The sequence below is a fragment of the Brevundimonas sp. EAKA genome, from assembly GCF_000698025.1.
GTDB lineage: Bacteria > Pseudomonadota > Alphaproteobacteria > Caulobacterales > Caulobacteraceae > Brevundimonas > Brevundimonas mediterranea_A.
Window position 1 is genome coordinate 1 of sequence record NZ_JMQR01000070.1, and the last position, 15,900, is coordinate 15,900.

Sequence of the window (15,900 nt, forward strand, 5' to 3'; positions counted from 1 at the left end):
GGGTCGAGGCGCAGGCCGCGACGGCGACCACGGCGGTCAGGGCGAGACCCCGGACGAGGGTGCGGACGGTCGGGCGAGACTGAACGAACTGACGCATCAAAGCTTCCCTTAACGCTGGTCGGGCCCGACGCTCTGGAGGGCCGAGCCTTATGGCGAAGTCGTCCCTTTAGGCGCCGTATGGGCGGCCGCCGTCAAGGCCGCACGCCCATCGGACCAGGGCGCGGCTCAGTCTTCGCCGTCGGCGACAGCCTCGACCTTGCGGCGCGGGGCGCGGCGACGCGGCGCGGCTTCGGCGTCCGCGGCAGCCTCGGCGGCGGGCGCGGGGGCGGACGAACGGGTCAGGAAGCCCGGCAGGGCGGTCGGGGCGTCGTCATCCGAGGCTGCGGCGGCGACGGCCGGACGACGGGTGCGGCGAGCGGGCCGTTCCTCTGCGGCCGGACCCTCGACGGCAGGCGATTCGACCACCGGCTCGGCGCGCTCGGCCACGGGCGCGGCGTCCTGCTGGACGCCGTCGGCGGCTTCGTCCGAACCTGCATTCTCCTGGCCTTCGAAGCGACGGTTGCGTTCCTCGCGGCGACGCTCCCAGCGTTCGCGGCGGCTCTCGCGGCGACCGCCCTCGCCCTCGGCGCGGGCCTCGCCGTCTTCGCGCGGCTCGCGGGGTTCACGCGGCGGCTGAGCGTCGCGGGTCTGGTCGCGGTCGCGATCACGGTTCTGATCACGGTTTTGCGCCTGATCCCGGTCACGATCACGATCCCGGTCGCGATTCTGGGATGGGTCGCGGTCGCGGTTGAAATCGCGATCCCGGTTTTGGTCCCGGTCGTTGCGGTCGCGGTTCTGGATCTGGTCGCGCTCGGCGCCGTCCTGGTTCTGACGGTCGGCGGCCTGCCGGTCGGCGGCCTGCTGGGCGGCGACGAAGGCGGCGGCCTGGGCGCCGGATTCGTCCTCGAAATCGATGTCGAAGCCCTGGTTCGACTGTTCGCGCGCGGCGATGTCGGAGAAGGACCGCTGCGGCTGAAGCGCGCGCAGGACGCGGTAATAGTGTTCGGCGTGCTGCTGATAGTTTTCGGCCAGCACCCGGTCGCCGCCGGACGAGGCGTCGCGGGCGAGCTGCTGATAGCGCTCATACACCGTCTGGGCGTTGCCCCGGACCTTGATGTTTTCGGGGCCTTGCGAGTCCCACGAACGATTCGGATTGGCGCTGTTGGCGTTTGAGGCGCCCGCCTTGTTCCGATTGCGTCCGCGCTGACGCTTCATGCCCTTGAAATCTCTCATTCGCGCTACCGTGTGCAGGGATGGAGCCCAGGCCAGCGGCCGGGTCCGTCCGTTTCGTGGTTCCGTCTCGCTCGGGGCCGATCCCCGATTGTCGAACTGTCGGAATGCCTTGTCGCCCGCATGGTGCGCCGGTCCTTTCGGGACCGACCGTCATGATCGGCTCAAGCCGCGAACAGACGGGTGTAGGCCCGGAAAGCTGCGTTTGAGTGGGAGACGAAGGAGACTTAGCCTGTGCGCCGTCCCTTTCCAAGGGGTTTTCGTCAAAGCGTCGCACCCCACGCCTAACAGCCCCGCTTTGCCGATGGCCCTCCGCTGGGCTAGGCATGACCTTTGCGACGATGACGAGGCTTTTTTCATGCGCGTTCTGGTTCTGGGCGGCGACGGTTTCTGCGGCTGGCCGACGGCCCTGCACCTGTCGGCCAAAGGTTGGGACGTGACCGTCGTCGACAACCTGAGCCGGCGCAACATCGACAACGAGCTGGAGGTCCAGTCCCTGACGCCGATCCGCACCATGGGCGAGCGGATCAAGGCCTGGAAAGAGGTGTCGGGCCGCGACATCGGCTTCGTCAACATGACGGTCGGCAAGGAGTTCGACCGGCTGGTCGCCCTGATCCGCGACCTGGCGCCCGACAGCGTGGTGCATTTCGCCGAACAGCGGGCGGCCCCCTATTCGATGAAGTCGGCGCGGCACAAGCTCTACACCGTCGACAACAACATCAACGCCACCAACCATCTGCTGGCCGCCATCGTCGAAAGCGGCCTGGACGTGCATCTGGCCCACCTGGGCACCATGGGGGTCTATGGCTACGGCACCGCCGGCCTGCGCATCCCCGAGGGCTATCTGAAGGTGACGGTGGACACCGACCACGGCCCGGCCGAGCAGGAAATCCTGTTCCCGCCCAATCCGGGCAGCATCTATCACATGACCAAGACGCAGGACGCCCTGCTGTTCCAGTTCTACGCCCGCAACGACGCCTTGCGGATCACCGACCTGCACCAGGGCATCGTCTGGGGGACGCAGACGGTCGAGACCAAGCTGGACGAGCGGCTGATCAACCGGTTCGACTATGACGGCGACTATGGCACGGTGCTGAACCGGTTCCTGATGCAGGCGGCGGTCGGCTATCCGCTGACGGTCCACGGATCGGGCGGCCAGACGCGGGCCTTCATCCATATTCAGGACACGGTGCGCTGCGTCGAACTGGCCCTGAAGAACCCGCCCAAGCGTGGCGATCGGGTCAAGATCCTGAACCAGATGACCGAAAGCCGCCGGGTCCGCGACCTGGCCGCCATGATCGCCGACAAGACCGGCGCCGTGGTCCACAACGTCGCCAATCCGCGCCAGGAGGCCGACGAGAACGACCTGGTCGTCGCCAACGACCAGTTCCGCGACCTGGGGCTGAAGCCCATCACCCTGGCCCAGGGCCTGATGGACGAGGTGACGGAGATCGCCCGCCACTACGCCGACCGTGCCGACCTGACACGGGTGCCCTGTGTCTCCGCCTGGAACCAACGCCGGGCCGAGGCGCTGGAAAATGAAGCGCGGCCGTATGCGCCGCCCCAAGTCCTGTCTGCCTGAGTAGATCGATGCCCGACGCCGCCCCCGCTCCTTCGTCCGGCCGCGAGCCGTGCCTGCTGGTCTTCGGCGGCGGCTATCTGGGCCGGGCGGCGGCGCTGGAGGCGATCCGGCGCGGCGGGCGGGCCGTCGCCACCTCGCGCGACGCCGAACGCCGCCGGTCCCTGTCGGCCGAGGGGATCACGGCGATCGACCCCGCCGATCCCGAGGCCCTGAAGACCGCGCTGGAGGCCGCCACGGCGGTTCTGGTCACGGCCGCGCCCGACGCCCACGGCTGCCCCGGTCTGCGCGCCCTGGGGCCGGTGGCGTCCCAGGCCTGGCCCGACTGGATCGGATACGTCTCCTCGACCAGCGTCTATGGCGACCGGGCCGGGGGCTGGGTGTTCGAGGACGGACCGCTGAACGCCGCCAGCCTGGAGGGCGCGCGGCGGGTGCGGGTCGAGCGCGACTGGCTGGACGGCGGTCAGGGCATGGGGCTGACGGTGCAGATCTTCCGCCTGCCGGGCTTCTATGGCCCCGGCCGCAGCGTGGTCGAACGGCTGCGCGACGGGACGGCCAGACTGGTGCGCAAACCGGGCCAGGTCTTCAACCGCATCCATGTGGACGATGTGGTCTCGGCCCTGTTCGCCTCGATGGACCGGCCCAGGCCCGGCGCCGCCTACAATCTGACCGACGACGAACCCGCTGCGGCCGATGTGGTGGTGGAATGGGCCGCCGCGAAAATGGGCCTGCCGCGCCCGCCCGAGATCGACTGGACCGACGACAGCGTCAGCGAGGCCATGCGGCGCTTCTATCTGGATTCCAAACGGGTCTCGAACGCCCTGGCCAAGGCGGAACTGGGCTGGCGTCCGAAATATCCGACCTGGCGCGAGGGGCTGGCGACGATGCTGGAGACGCCGCCGCCGTTGCGGTTGGTGGGCTGATCACGCCGTCATCCTCGGGTCGAGCCCGAGGATGACGGGTGAATGCGGTCGCGCGCTCAAGCCGCGAGCGACCGCGTCGCGAGCATAGCGCGCTTAAAAGGGCAGCAGGTTGCGCTGACGGCTGTAGCTCATGGTGCCGATATTGGCGCCCAGACGCAGGCCGACGCCGGTGCGGATGGGGGCCAGGACGATGCCGTCGGCCTGCTGATAGTTCACGCCCAGGCCGGCGATCAGATAGGCCGAACCTTCGACGCCCGGATAGCGACGATAGATCATGTCGGGGTGATACAGGCCGTACACCAGGGTGAAGACCCGGCTGGCGTTGCCGCCCCAGTCCCAGCCGATCGAAGCCCCCTGCCAGAACACCTCCTGCGAGGCCGACAGGTCCTTCATGTGCAGGGCGCCGCGCCCGTAGCGCGCGCCCACGACCACGGCGCCGGACCCTTCTTCGCCGGCGATATAGGCCGTGGGGCGGTCGCCCTGGTCGGCGAAGACCCGCTCGATGGCCCCGCCCACGACCTCGGCCGCGATGCCCAGCTCCTTGGACCCGGCCGCGACCAGTTCGTCGAAGCTGTAGGCCGGCGCCGTATTGTCCGAACGGATCGGATAATTCGGGTTGGCCGGAGCCGTGGCGCAGGCCCCCACGGACGAGGCGCCGGCGGCGGTGGCCAGGCCGGAGAGGATCAGTTGTCGGCGATGCATGGGGCGCTCCTAGAGGCGGCGAGGGACAGCCAGCGGGGACGCCGGGCTTTGTAACAGAGTCCCCGACCTTTGCGGCAGCCTTGCGGCTTCAAGGTTAACGGGGGCTTACTCCTCCCCCTCTGGGGGAGGAGACAGGTTTGGGGATGGGGCTTGACCCCGGCCGGGGCGGGGTTGAGGAGGGGGGGGGGCGGGCGATTGCGGCCGGCGCGGGGGAGGGGCTGGGTGGGGTGACCCACGCCGGGGTCTCGGGCCGGGTCGGGCTTCAGCACGCGGCCTCGCGGGCGGAGGGGGCTGCGTCGGCCCAGGTGCGGCGCGGGCGGCTGGCGGCGCTGAAGGCCCTGGTGCTGGAGCGGCGCGAGGCCTTTGCGCGGGCCATAGATGCGGATTTCGGGGCGCGGTCGGCGATGGAGACGGGGCTGCTGGAGATCACGCCGCTGATCCGCAGCCTGGACCATGCGCGGGGTCGTCTGGGGCGGTGGATGCGGGACGAGCGGCGGCCGGTGGACCTGATGTTCCAGCCGTCGCGGGCCTGGATCCGGCATGAGCCGCTGGGCGTGGTGGGGGTGATCGCGCCGTGGAACTATCCGCTGCTGCTGGCGCTCGGGCCGACGGTGGACGCCCTGGCGGCCGGCAATCGGGTGATGATCAAGCCGTCCGAACTGACGCCCGCCTTCGGCGCCCTGCTGGAGGCCGCCGTGGCCGAGCGGTTCGATCCGGCGGTGCTGACCGTGGTCAACGGCGGGGTGGACGTGGCCCAGGCCTTTTCGCGTCTGGCCTTCGACCATCTGGTCTTCACCGGATCGACGCGGGTAGGGCGCGAGGTGATGCGGGCGGCGGCGGACAATCTGACCCCGGTGACGCTGGAGCTGGGCGGCAAGTCGCCGGCCGTGGTGGCGCCCGACTATCCGCTGGACACGGCGGCGCGGTCGATCGCCTTCGGCAAGTTCCTGAACGCGGGCCAGACCTGTATCGCCCCCGACTACGCCCTGGTCCCGGCCGGGCAGGTCCGGGCCTTCGCCGAGGCCGTGCTGGATCAGGCGCGGCGGGCCTATCCGAGGCTTCAGGACAATCCCGACTACAGCGGGGTGATCAGCGAACGCCATCGGGTCCGGCTGCGCGAGGCGGTGGCGGCGGCGAAGGCGGCGGGGGCGGTGGTGCTGGAACACCCCGATGCGGGCGAGGGGGACAACGGCAAGATCGCCCCGACCCTGGTGCTGAACCCGCCGACCGACGGCCTGTTGATGCAGGAGGAGATCTTCGGCCCGGTCCTGCCGGTGGTCGGATATGACAGCCTGGATCAAGCCCTGGCCTTCGTGGCCGCCCGGCCCCGGCCGCTGGCCCTGTACGGCTTCACCAACCAGGCGCGGACGCGGGACCGGATCCTGGGGTCCGGCCTGTCGGGCGGCGTGACCCTGAACGGGACCATGCTCCATATCGCCCAGAACGACCTGCCGTTCGGCGGGGTCGGGCCCAGCGGCCTGGGCGCCTATCATGGGCCTGAGGGCTTCAAACGCTTCAGCCATGCGCGGGCGGTCTATGACGTCGGGCCGGTGAACGCCTTTGAGCGGCTGGGGCCGCCGTGGGACGGGGCGGCGGGCCGGCTGGCGCGCACGGCCCTGCGGTTTCTGGCCCGGTAGGCGGAGACGAAAAAGGGCGGGACCCTGCGGTCCCGCCCTTTCCGTTCAGACCTGAAAGGCCGTCAGTTGCGATAGGCCGGCGGCATCGGCGTCTGTTGGCGATAACGGTCGCGCAGCAGCAGGGCGCGGCTGGTCAACGGTTGCTCGACCCCGTCGATGAAGACGGCCGAGGGCTGGCTGAGCGGCTCCAGCGGATCGCCGGACCAGACCACGACGTCGGCGGCGGCGCCCGGCGCGATCTGGCCGAACTGTCCGGCCATGCCGAAGATCCTGGCCGGATTGACCGTCAGGGCGGCGATGGCGGCGCCGTAAGGCAGGCCGTGCGAGACGGCGTTGCCGGCGTTGTAGCGGGCTTCGCGGGCGCGGTGGGTCGAACCCTCGTTGCCCTTGATGGCGATGACCACCCCGGCCGCGTTCAGGGCCGCCGCATTCTCCATCCGCGCCGCCCGCATCTCGAAATCGCTGGGCAGGTTGGAGATGGGGTTCAGCAACACGGGCACGCCCGCCGCCGCGATCTCGCCGGCGACCAGCCAGCCCTCTTCGGCGCCGTCCAGGATCAGCTTGATCCCTTCCTCGCGCGCCAGACGCAGCACCTGCTGGATGTCCGACGCCCGGTGGACGCTGACGATCAGGGGCATGGAGCCGTCAGCGACCGGGATCAGGGCTTCCAGATCGGCGCGCGACAGGCTGAGGTCGCGCAGGCCCGCCCGCTCATAGGCCGACTTGTTGCGGGCGTAGAGGCGGACCTCGGCCATGGTCTCCTTGAACAGGACGAACTGGGCGCCGCGGGCGCCGCCGGCGATGTCGGCCCCGGCCTCGCCGAACGGGGCGACCATGGCCACGCGCGGCTTGACCAGGATGTCGGCGTCCTGACCCAGGTCGATAATGGCCGCCTGACCGGCGAACAGGCCCGGCGTCTGATAGCCGCCGTCGCCGGCGCCGGCCGTCTCGTCCTCATGCACATGGCCGCCGGAGGAGCCGGGGTGCTGGGGCACGACGACGGCGCGGGTGATGCCGCCCAGGCGCGCCACCGGCAGGGTGAAGGACCAGGGGTCCAGGCCGTAGGAGATGTCGAAGGCGGCGCTGAGGGTGTTGGCGCTGTTGCGCAGTTCGTTGGTGCCGCCGACGGCGCCGACCTCGGTCCCGGCGAGACCGGAATCGACGGCGACGAAGCCGGGGGCGACCACCTTGCCGGTCGCGTCGATGACGCGGGCGCCGGAGGGGGCGGCCCCGGTCCCGACCGAGACGATCTTGCCGTCACGGATCACGACGGTGCCGCGCTCGATCACGGTGGTTCCGGTCAGGATGCGGCCGCCTGTTATCGCGACGGTTTCCTGCGCCAGGACTGGCGCCGCGAGGGACAGGGCGGCGACGGCGCCCGCGAGGATGTGAGACAGACGCATCAGCGGGCTCCTTCGGCGACGTTGGCGGCGGTCAGGCCATAGCCCGGCTGGCCCAGCTCGAAATCGCTGGTCGGCTGATAGGCGGGGTTAGTCCGGTCGAAGGTCAGGGCGCCGTCGATGAAGACCTGATCGGCGCGGGCGTAGATCGAGAAGGGATCGGCGCTCCAGATCACCACATCGGCGCGCTTGCCGGGCTCCAGCGAGCCGGTCTGGTCGGCGATGCCGATGGCCTTGGCGGCGTTGGAGGTGATCCAGCCGATGGCGTGTTCTTCCGAAATGTTCAGCCCGGCGCGGCGACCGGCCGACAGGGCGGCGGCGGCTTCCTGATTCAACCGTTGAGTCAGTTCGGCGTCGTCGGAGTGGATGACGGCGCACGAGCCCTGTTGCGCATCCACCAGGGCGGCGTTCTCCTCGATGGCGTCGAGCGCCTCCATCTTGAAGCCCCACCAGCCGGTCCACATGGCCGCGCAGATGCCGTTGGCGGCCAGTTGCGGGGCCAGCTTGTAGGCCTCGGTGGCGTGGTGAAAGGTGGTGATCCGGTAGCCGAACTCCTTGGCCATATCGATCATCATGGCCATCTCGTCGGCGCGGTAGCAGTGGTTCTGGATCAGGATCGACCCGTCCAGCACCCCGACCAGGGTCTCGTTCTGCAGATTGCGGGTCGGGGCCGCGCCCTCGCCGGTCTCGCGCCACTTGTCCCACTTGGCCTTGTAGTCGCGCGCGGCGATGAAGGCGGCGCGGTAGCCGGCCATATTGCCCATGCCGGTCGCCGGGCTCTGGTTGCGCGAGCCATAGACCCGCGAGGGGTTCTCGCCGCAGGCCATCTTGATCGTATAGGGGGCGTCCGGGAACTTCATGCCCTGCATGGTGATCGAGGGCATGTTGCGGATGGTCACGCCCCGGCCGCCGAACAGATTGGCCGAGCCGGGCAGGATGTGAAGCGTGGTGACGCCGCCGGCGCGGGCGGTGTTGAAGCCCGGATCCTGAGGCCACAGCGAATGTTCGGCCCAGACCTGGGCGGTGTTCGGGCTGGTCGCCTCGTTGCCGTCGCTCATGCCCTGCACGCCGGGGGACGGATAGACGCCCAGGTGGCTGTGGACGTCGATGACGCCGGGGGTGACATAGCGGCCGCGCGCCTCGATCACGCGATAGCCGGCGGGGACGGGGGTGGAGGCGTCGCCGACGGCGGCGATCCTGCCGTCGGTCACCACGACCACGCCGTTTTCGATCTTGCGGTCCGCGCCAGTCAGGACAGTCGCGCCGACCACGGCGAAATTCTCGCGCGGCAACGGTTGATAGGTGGACGGATAGGGGTTCAGCGTGGTCGCCGGATCCAGGCCGGCGGCCAGGGTCTTGTCCTTGGACGGCGCCGCCGTTTCCGATTCCGCGCCGGTCGTGGCGCAGGCTGACAGGCCGAGCATAGCAAAGCCTATGGCCGCGAGGCTGACGCCCCGCAGATGATGTCCGATCATCAGATCCCCTTTTCCCCACTGACACGCCAGCCCGACGTGTCTTGCGACCGTCATAGGAGGGTCATCCGGCGGAGGCGTCAAAAGATTTCGATGTTCTTTGAGTTGTGCGGCTGGGGGAGCGCGGCGTGAAGGTTGTCCGCGTGCGAGCGATCCATGTGAAAGACGAACACGAGGGTGTGCTGGGCTTCGTCCTGGCGGTGGTGCGGGCGCGACGAGACGCGGGATAGGACGGAGTCGCCCCCTCCTGGGCGCTGGCGCGACCGGTCCTCCCCGTTCGCCTTCGCGAACGGGGAGGTGAGACTCTCTGGACGCTCCGGCCTGGGACCGCTAACGGCACGCGCATGAACGACGACGAAAACCCCCATCTCGACCGGCCGCTGCGGTCGTTCGGCCGGATCAAGGCGCGGCCGATCAAGCCGCGACAGGCGGCGCTGATGGAGACGCTACTGCCCGAAATCGCCGTGCCCGATCCCAAGGCCGGTCCGCTGGACCCGAAGGCGATGATGCCCGAGGCGGTCGAGGTGTGGCTGGAGATCGGGTTCGGCGGGGGGGAGCATATGGCGGCCCAGGCGGCGACGCGGCCCGACGCCCTGGTGATCGGCTGCGAACCCTTCCTGAACGGGGTGGCCTCGGCCCTGCGCCATGTCGAGGAGGGCGGCCTGAAGAATGTCCGCATCCACGCCGACGACGCGCGCGACCTGGTCGACGCCCTGCCGGACGCCTCGGTCGACCGGGTGCTGATCCTGTTCCCCGACCCCTGGCACAAGGCGCGGCACAACAAGCGCCGCCTGTTGCAGGACGAGACGGCCCAGGCCTTCGCCCGCATCCTGAAGCCGGGCGGCACGCTGCGGTTCGTCACCGACTGGCGCGACTACGCCGAATGGACGCTGGAGCGGCTGGAGCGGACGCCCGGGCTGGAGCGGATCGGGGCGGCGGATCAGGACTGGTTCGTTCCTCCGGCGGACCACGTCGTCACCCGTTATGAAGAGAAGCGGCTGGGGGACACGGCGCCGATTTTCCTGGAATACCGCAGAAAATCCTGACCTTACGGCATACGCATTCTTACTTATTCGGCTTATAGACGGGTGTTTAACGAACTTTGTTAGGGATGGTCTCAAATAGTATTAGGGAACGGGACCATGAAGACGCTGACGATAGGCGGGCGGATCAATCTCCTCGCTCTTGTGACCATGGCGGGCCTGTTGCTCGTGACCGGTCTTTCCCTGATGCGGCTGGATGCGGTGATGCGCGACGAGATCGCCGACCGCACGAAGAAGGGCGTCGAGATCGCCCACAGCGTGGTCGCCTATTATCAGGGCGAGGAGGCGGCCGGCCGGTTGACGCGCGATCAGGCCCAGACCGCCGCCAAGGCCGCCGTCGGGGCCATGCGTTACGGCGCCGACGACTATTTCTGGATCAACGACATGCATCCCACCATGGTGATGCACCCGATGAAGCCGGCGCTGAACGGCAAGGACGTGAGCGAGAACAAGGACGCCGACGGCGTGCTGATGTTCAAGGAATTCGTCGCCGTGGTTCAGAAGGACGGCGAGGGCTTCGTCAACTATCAGTGGGCCAAGCCGAACCAGGACGGGGCCTCGCCCAAGATTTCCTATGTGAAGGGCTTCGCCCCCTGGGGCTGGGTGATCGGCTCGGGCGTCTATACCGACCAGATCGCGGCGGCCGTGGGCAAGGCGGCCCTGGCCCTGGGCTCCATGGCCCTGCTGGTGCTGCTGGCGGTCGGGGCGACGGGTTGGTTCATCGGCCGGTCCGTGTCGGCCCCGGTGGTGGCGCTGGAGCGGCGCATGCGCGGCCTGGCGGACGGCGACAAGACCTCCGAGATTCCCGGCGTCAAGCGCGGCGACGAGATCGGCAAGATGGCCTCGGCCCTGGCGATCTTCCGCGACGCCGCCATCGAGAAGGACCGGCTGGAGGCCGAGACCCTGTCGCAACGCTCGATGAGCGAACAGGAACGGGCCGCGCGCGAGGCCGAGAAGGCCGCCGAGGCCGAAGCCGACCGCGTCACCATCGCAGCCCTGGGCCAGGGCCTGTCGGCCATGGCTGACGGCGATCTGACCTATCGGATCGAGGCCGAGTTCGCGCCCAAGGCGGCGCAGTTGAAGACCGACTTCAACGCCGCCATCGCCCAACTGCAGCAGGCCGTCGCGGTGGTGGTGGCCAATATCGCCGGCATCCGCTCGGGCGCCGGCGAGATTTCGCAGGCCGCCGACGACCTGTCGCGCCGCACCGAACAACAGGCGGCGGGGCTGGAAGAGACGGCGGCGGCCCTGGACGAGATCACGGCCACGGTGAACAAGACCGCCTCGGGCGCGCGTCAGGCCTCTGACGTGGTTCAGGCGGCCAAGGGCGACGCCGAGACCTCGGGCGTCATCGTTCGCGACGCCGTCCAGGCCATGCAGGCCATCGAGGGCTCCTCCGAACAGATCAGCCAGATCATCGGCGTCATCGACGAGATCGCCTTCCAGACCAATCTGCTGGCCCTGAACGCCGGGGTCGAGGCGGCCCGCGCGGGCGAGGCCGGTCGCGGCTTTGCGGTGGTGGCCTCCGAAGTCCGGGCCCTAGCCCAGCGGTCGGCGGAAGCCGCGAAAGAAATCAAGACCCTGATCTCGACCTCGACCCACCAGGTCGGCTCAGGCGTCAAACTGGTCGGTCAGACCGGCGAGGCCTTGCAGCGGATCGTGGACCGGGTCGCCGAGATCGACGGCCTGGTGTCGGAAATCGCCGCCTCGGCCCAGGAGCAGGCCATCGGCCTAGCCGAGGTCAATACGGCCGTGAACCAGATGGACCAGGTCACCCAGCAAAATGCTGCGATGGTCGAACAGTCGACCGCCGCCAGCCATTCGCTGTCGCAGGAAGCCCAGTCTCTGCAAGCCTCGGTCGCCCAGTTCAAGGTCGGGACGAGCGGCGCCACGCCGGTCGCCGCGCCGACGCCGGCCCGCGCGGCGCCGGCCCGCCAATTGGTTCAGGCGCTGAAGACCGTCGGTCGTGGCGGCGCGGCGCCCAAGCCTCAGGCCGAGGCCGAAGGTTGGGAAGAGTTCTGACGTCGTAGGCGCAGGCCGCCGCTGAGGGATCGGCGGTATATGTAGTTTGCCCTAACGCTGCGTTTACGATTCGTCCCGATCCGGGACGCCACAGTCGCACAGGTTTCAGGTTTCACCCCTGTGTCGCTTCTGGGGACTGGAGTGTCCGTTCTTCCGGGGCTGCATGCCCAGCGGAGCGCCTGAAGCCAGGGTTCAAGATCCTTGAATCCTGTCCGTGCTTTGGCGCCTGGAGATGGCCTTGAACAAGATCCTGTCCGATACGAAGATCGCCGTGAAGATCATCGTGCCCCTGGTCCTGCTGGCCCTGGTGGGGCTGGGGGGCGCCGCCTACAGCGCCTGGGAAATGAAGAAGATCGACGCCGATTACAGCCGGCTGGTCGATGTGGACAACGTCGCCCTGGTGAGGATGATCCGGGTCAACCGGACCCTTCAGGGCCTCGGCTACGACACCTATAAGGTCTTCGTCTATGACGGGGCCTCGGCCGAGGCGCGCCAGGCGGCCGATCAGACGAATGTGGAAATCGAGACGATCGAGACCTTGCTGGCGGAGGCGGAATCCATCGCGCCGCACTGGAAGGACGAGATCGAGGGCTTCCGCGGCCCCTTGAACGAAGTCCGCGCCCTGGCCGCGCGGTCCGTCGAGCTCGGCCTGGCCAATGACGCGGTGGCGGGGCGCCCCGTGCTGACCGAGATGGACGCCAGAATGGCGGATCTGATCCCGAAATTGACCGCCTTCACCAACGCCAAGGTCAAGCTGACCGCCGAGGAATCGGCGCGGGCGTCGCAAAAGGTCGATGCGGCGGCGCTGACAACCCTGATCGCCATCGCGGTGGCGACCATCGCCGCCCTGGCCGCCGGCCTTGTCGTGGCGCGGTCCATCGTCGGCGCCCTGTCGGGCATGGGCGACCGGATGGGGCGGCTGTCGGCCGGCGACACCACGATCGACGTGCCCCACGCCCAACGCAAGGACGAACTGGGCAAGATGGGCGTCGCCCTGATCGCCTTCCGCGACGCCGCCATCGAGAAGATGCAGCTGGAGGCCGAGGGCGCGGCCCTGCGCAACCAGTCGGACGAGGAGCGGGCCCGCAACCAGCGCGCGGCGGACGCCCTGGCCCGCGAACAGGCGACCGTGGTCGCGGCCCTGGGCGAAGGTCTGGAACACCTGACGCGCGGCGACCTGACCTACAGCATCACTCATGATTTCCCCGGCGACTACGCCAAGCTGAAGACCGACTTCAACGCCGCCATCGCCCAGCTGCAGCAGGCCATGGGCGTGGTCCTGGGCAATGTGGCCGGCATCCGCTCGGGCGCCGGCGAGATTTCGCAGGCTGCCGACGACCTGTCGCGTCGCACCGAACAACAGGCGGCCAGCCTGGAGGAAACCGCCGCCGCCCTGGACGAGATCACGGCCACGGTGAACAAGACCGCCTCGGGCGCCCGCCAGGCCTCGGACGTGGTTCAGGCGGCCAAGGGCGACGCGGAAACCTCGGGCGTCATCGTCCGCGACGCGGTCTCGGCCATGCAGGCGATCGAGGGTTCGTCATCCCAGATCAACCAGATCATCGGCGTCATCGACGAGATCGCCTTCCAGACCAATCTGCTGGCCCTGAACGCCGGCGTGGAAGCCGCCCGCGCGGGCGAGGCCGGTCGTGGCTTCGCCGTGGTGGCCTCCGAAGTCCGGGCTCTGGCCCAGCGTTCGGCGGAAGCGGCGAAAGAGATCAAGACCCTGATCTCGGCCTCGACCACCCAGGTCGGTTCGGGCGTTAAACTGGTCGGTCAGACCGGCGAGGCCCTGCAACGGATCGTGGACCGGGTCGCCGAGATCGACGGCCTGGTGTCGGACATCGCGGCCTCGGCCCAGGAACAGGCCGTCGGCCTGGCCCAGGTCAATACCGCCGTGAACCAGATGGATCAGGTCACGCAGCAAAACGCCGCCATGGTCGAGCAATCGACCGCCGCCAGCCAGTCTCTGGCCCAGGAGGCCGAGGCGCTGCAGGCGTCCGTGGCCCAGTTCAAGGTCGGCCAGGGCTCAGAGGGTCAAGCCGGCGGCCTCCGCCGCAGCCCGGCGCCCGCTCGCCTCGCCCCCGCGCATCAGGCCGCGCCCAAGCCCGTCAATCGCATGATCCAGGCCCTGAAGACCGTCGGCCGCGGCGGCGCCGCGCCCAAGGTCGAGGCCGATCCGGAAGGTTGGGAGGAGTTCTGATGATTCCGTCTTCAAAGGCTATTTACCAAAGCTGTGCCATGCATGGTCTTGGGGCAGACGAAGGGAACTTCTCATGACGGACGCCATCGTGCTGGCGACGGTGCTGGATATGAATGCGGCCGAGCCTTTGAAGGCGGAGCTGCTGGCGCGACGGGGTCAGCCGGTCACGCTGGACGCCTCGAACGTCGAGCGTCTGGGCGGTCTCTGCCTGCAGGTGTTGTTGTCGGCCCGCAAGACCTGGGCCGCCGACGGCGTCGATCTGACGATCACGCCTCAATCCCAAGGTTTTTCCGAACAGTGGACCGCCTTCGGCGCGTCCGAAACCAATGTCCCCGACCCCCTTGCCCAAGATCCCCTTGAAGGAGCTCTCGCGTGAAAAAGACAGTCCTGACCGTCGATGATTCCCGCACCATGCGCGACATGCTGCTGATGGCCCTGGAGGACGCGGGTTACACCGTGATCCAGGCCGTCGACGGCATTGATGGTCTGGAGACCCTGGCCGCGCAAGGCGCGGACGTGGTCATCACCGACATCAACATGCCCCGCATGGACGGCTTCGGCTTCATCGAAGGCATGCGCGCCGATCCGAACCACCGGACCACCCCGTGCCTGGTGCTGACGACCGAGAGCGACGCCGAGAAGAAGGCCCGCGCCCGCGCCGCCGGCGCCACCGGCTGGATCGTCAAGCCGTTCGATCCCGTCAAGCTGGTCGACGCCGTCCGCCGCGTCGCGGCCTAACCCTCACAGATCGATCGGCCGCAAGCCATGGACGCCTTCGAAGCCATCAAAGCCACCTTCTTCCAGGAATGCGACGAACTGCTCGCGGAACTGGAATCGAAGCTGATGCTGCTGGAACAGGGTCAGACCGACCTTGAAACCATCAACGCCGTCTTCCGCGCCGTTCACTCGGTGAAGGGTGGGGCGGGGGCGTTTGGTCTGGAGGCCCTGGTCCGTTTCGCCCACGTCTTCGAAACGCTGATGGACGAGCTGCGCGCCGGTCGCAAGCCGTGCGACACGGTGACGATCAAGACCCTGCTGCGCGCCTCCGACGTGCTGGCCGATCATATCCAGGCCGCGCAAGGCCTGGCCCCACCGGTCGACGAGGAGCGTTCGGCCGGTCTGGTTCACGAACTGGAACTGCTGACCCACGGCGGCGAGGCGCCGCCGGTGGTCGAGGACGACGAAGACGACTTCGGCTTCGTGCCGATGGCCTTCGACGTCCCGCTGGACGAACCCCTGCCGTCCCTCGGCGAGCCTGAAGCCGTCGCAGCCGAGGCCCAGACGGGCTGGCGCATCCTGTTCAAGCCCCATGGCCGCATGTACGGCAGCGCCAACGAAGCCGGCCTGTTGCTGCGCGAACTGGGCCGCCTGGGACCGATCACGGTGTCGGTGGACGACAGCGCGCTGCCGACGCTGGACGTGCTGGTCGCCGAGGACGGCTATCTGACCTGGACCATCGATCTGACCGCGGCGATCGAAGAGAAGGTCGTGCGCGAGGTGTTCGACTTCGTCGAGGCCGACTGCGACCTGACGATCTCGCCCCTGGGCGGCGGATCGGAACCGGTCCCCGTCTTCGAGGAAGAGCCGCCGGCGGTGCTGCCCGCCAGCGACGAACTGGATATCGCGGCCCTGCTGGCCAAGGCGGCAGGC

The 15,900-nt window shown here is 68.8% G+C and carries 13 protein-coding genes; 9 read left to right on the forward strand and 4 right to left on the reverse strand.

Translation table 11 applies throughout. The annotated features are described in order from the left end of the window. Positions 1-225: 225 nt before the first annotated feature. Positions 226-1,272 (reverse strand): DUF4167 domain-containing protein, encoded by a 1,047-nt coding sequence (locus ER13_RS10950; protein ID WP_035309220.1) that lies wholly within the window; start codon positions 1,270-1,272, stop codon positions 226-228. 355 nt (positions 1,273-1,627) lie between these two features. On the opposite strand from ER13_RS10950, the gene ER13_RS10955 reads away from it, so the two are divergent. Then, positions 1,628-2,851 carry an NAD-dependent epimerase/dehydratase family protein gene (locus ER13_RS10955; protein ID WP_008259673.1) on the forward strand — a complete coding sequence of 408 codons (1,224 nt, stop codon included), beginning with the start codon at positions 1,628-1,630 and terminating at the stop codon, positions 2,849-2,851. An 8-nt stretch (positions 2,852-2,859) separates the two neighbouring features. Continuing rightward, a complete protein-coding gene (locus tag ER13_RS10960; protein ID WP_008260391.1) occupies positions 2,860-3,771 on the forward strand; it encodes an epimerase in 912 nt (303 codons plus the stop codon). A gap of 93 nt (positions 3,772-3,864) precedes the next feature. Here ER13_RS10960 and ER13_RS10965 read toward each other — a convergent pair whose 3' ends face one another. After that, positions 3,865-4,473 carry a DUF1134 domain-containing protein gene (locus ER13_RS10965; RefSeq protein WP_008260390.1) on the reverse strand — a complete coding sequence of 203 codons (609 nt, stop codon included), beginning with the start codon at positions 4,471-4,473 and terminating at the stop codon, positions 3,865-3,867. 143 nt (positions 4,474-4,616) lie between these two features. Here ER13_RS10965 and ER13_RS10970 point away from each other — a divergent pair, with 143 nt between their 5' ends. After that, complete coding sequence (locus tag ER13_RS10970) at positions 4,617-6,110, forward strand: coniferyl aldehyde dehydrogenase (RefSeq protein ID WP_231492534.1); 1,494 nt, start codon at positions 4,617-4,619, stop codon at positions 6,108-6,110. 62 nt (positions 6,111-6,172) lie between these two features. Here the strand turns inward: ER13_RS10970 and ER13_RS10975 are convergent, their stop codons facing one another. Next, positions 6,173-7,513, reverse strand: a complete 1,341-nt coding sequence (locus tag ER13_RS10975; RefSeq protein WP_035309224.1) for an amidohydrolase family protein — start codon at positions 7,511-7,513, stop codon at positions 6,173-6,175. Continuing rightward, complete coding sequence (locus ER13_RS10980; RefSeq protein ID WP_035309225.1) at positions 7,513-8,985, reverse strand: amidohydrolase; 1,473 nt, start codon at positions 8,983-8,985, stop codon at positions 7,513-7,515. Before ER13_RS10980 ends, ER13_RS10975 begins: the two co-directional genes overlap by 1 nt. A 341-nt stretch (positions 8,986-9,326) precedes the next feature. On the opposite strand from ER13_RS10980, the gene trmB reads away from it, so the two are divergent. The 6 genes from trmB to ER13_RS11015 form a co-directional block, all read left to right on the forward strand. Further along, positions 9,327-10,028 carry a tRNA (guanosine(46)-N7)-methyltransferase TrmB gene (gene trmB, locus ER13_RS10990; RefSeq protein ID WP_008261127.1) on the forward strand — a complete coding sequence of 234 codons (702 nt, stop codon included), beginning with the start codon at positions 9,327-9,329 and terminating at the stop codon, positions 10,026-10,028. A 96-nt stretch (positions 10,029-10,124) separates the two neighbouring features. Continuing rightward, positions 10,125-12,047 carry a methyl-accepting chemotaxis protein gene (locus ER13_RS10995; protein WP_035309228.1) on the forward strand — a complete coding sequence of 641 codons (1,923 nt, stop codon included), beginning with the start codon at positions 10,125-10,127 and terminating at the stop codon, positions 12,045-12,047. 232 nt (positions 12,048-12,279) lie between these two features. Continuing rightward, the gene (locus ER13_RS11000; protein WP_035309230.1) at positions 12,280-14,250 is read left to right on the forward strand and encodes a methyl-accepting chemotaxis protein; all 1,971 of its coding nucleotides are present in this window, start codon (positions 12,280-12,282) and stop codon (positions 14,248-14,250) included. A 73-nt stretch (positions 14,251-14,323) separates the two neighbouring features. Next, entirely contained in the window at positions 14,324-14,626 is a 303-nt protein-coding gene (locus tag ER13_RS11005; protein ID WP_008261250.1) for an STAS domain-containing protein, read from the forward strand. Further along, a complete protein-coding gene (locus ER13_RS11010) occupies positions 14,623-14,988 on the forward strand; it encodes a response regulator (RefSeq protein ID WP_008263015.1) in 366 nt (121 codons plus the stop codon). The genes ER13_RS11005 and ER13_RS11010 overlap by 4 nt, the downstream gene beginning before the upstream one ends. 27 nt (positions 14,989-15,015) lie before the next feature. Next, a partial coding sequence (locus ER13_RS11015; RefSeq protein ID WP_035309231.1) for an Hpt domain-containing protein occupies positions 15,016-15,900 on the forward strand: 885 nt, incomplete at its 3' end.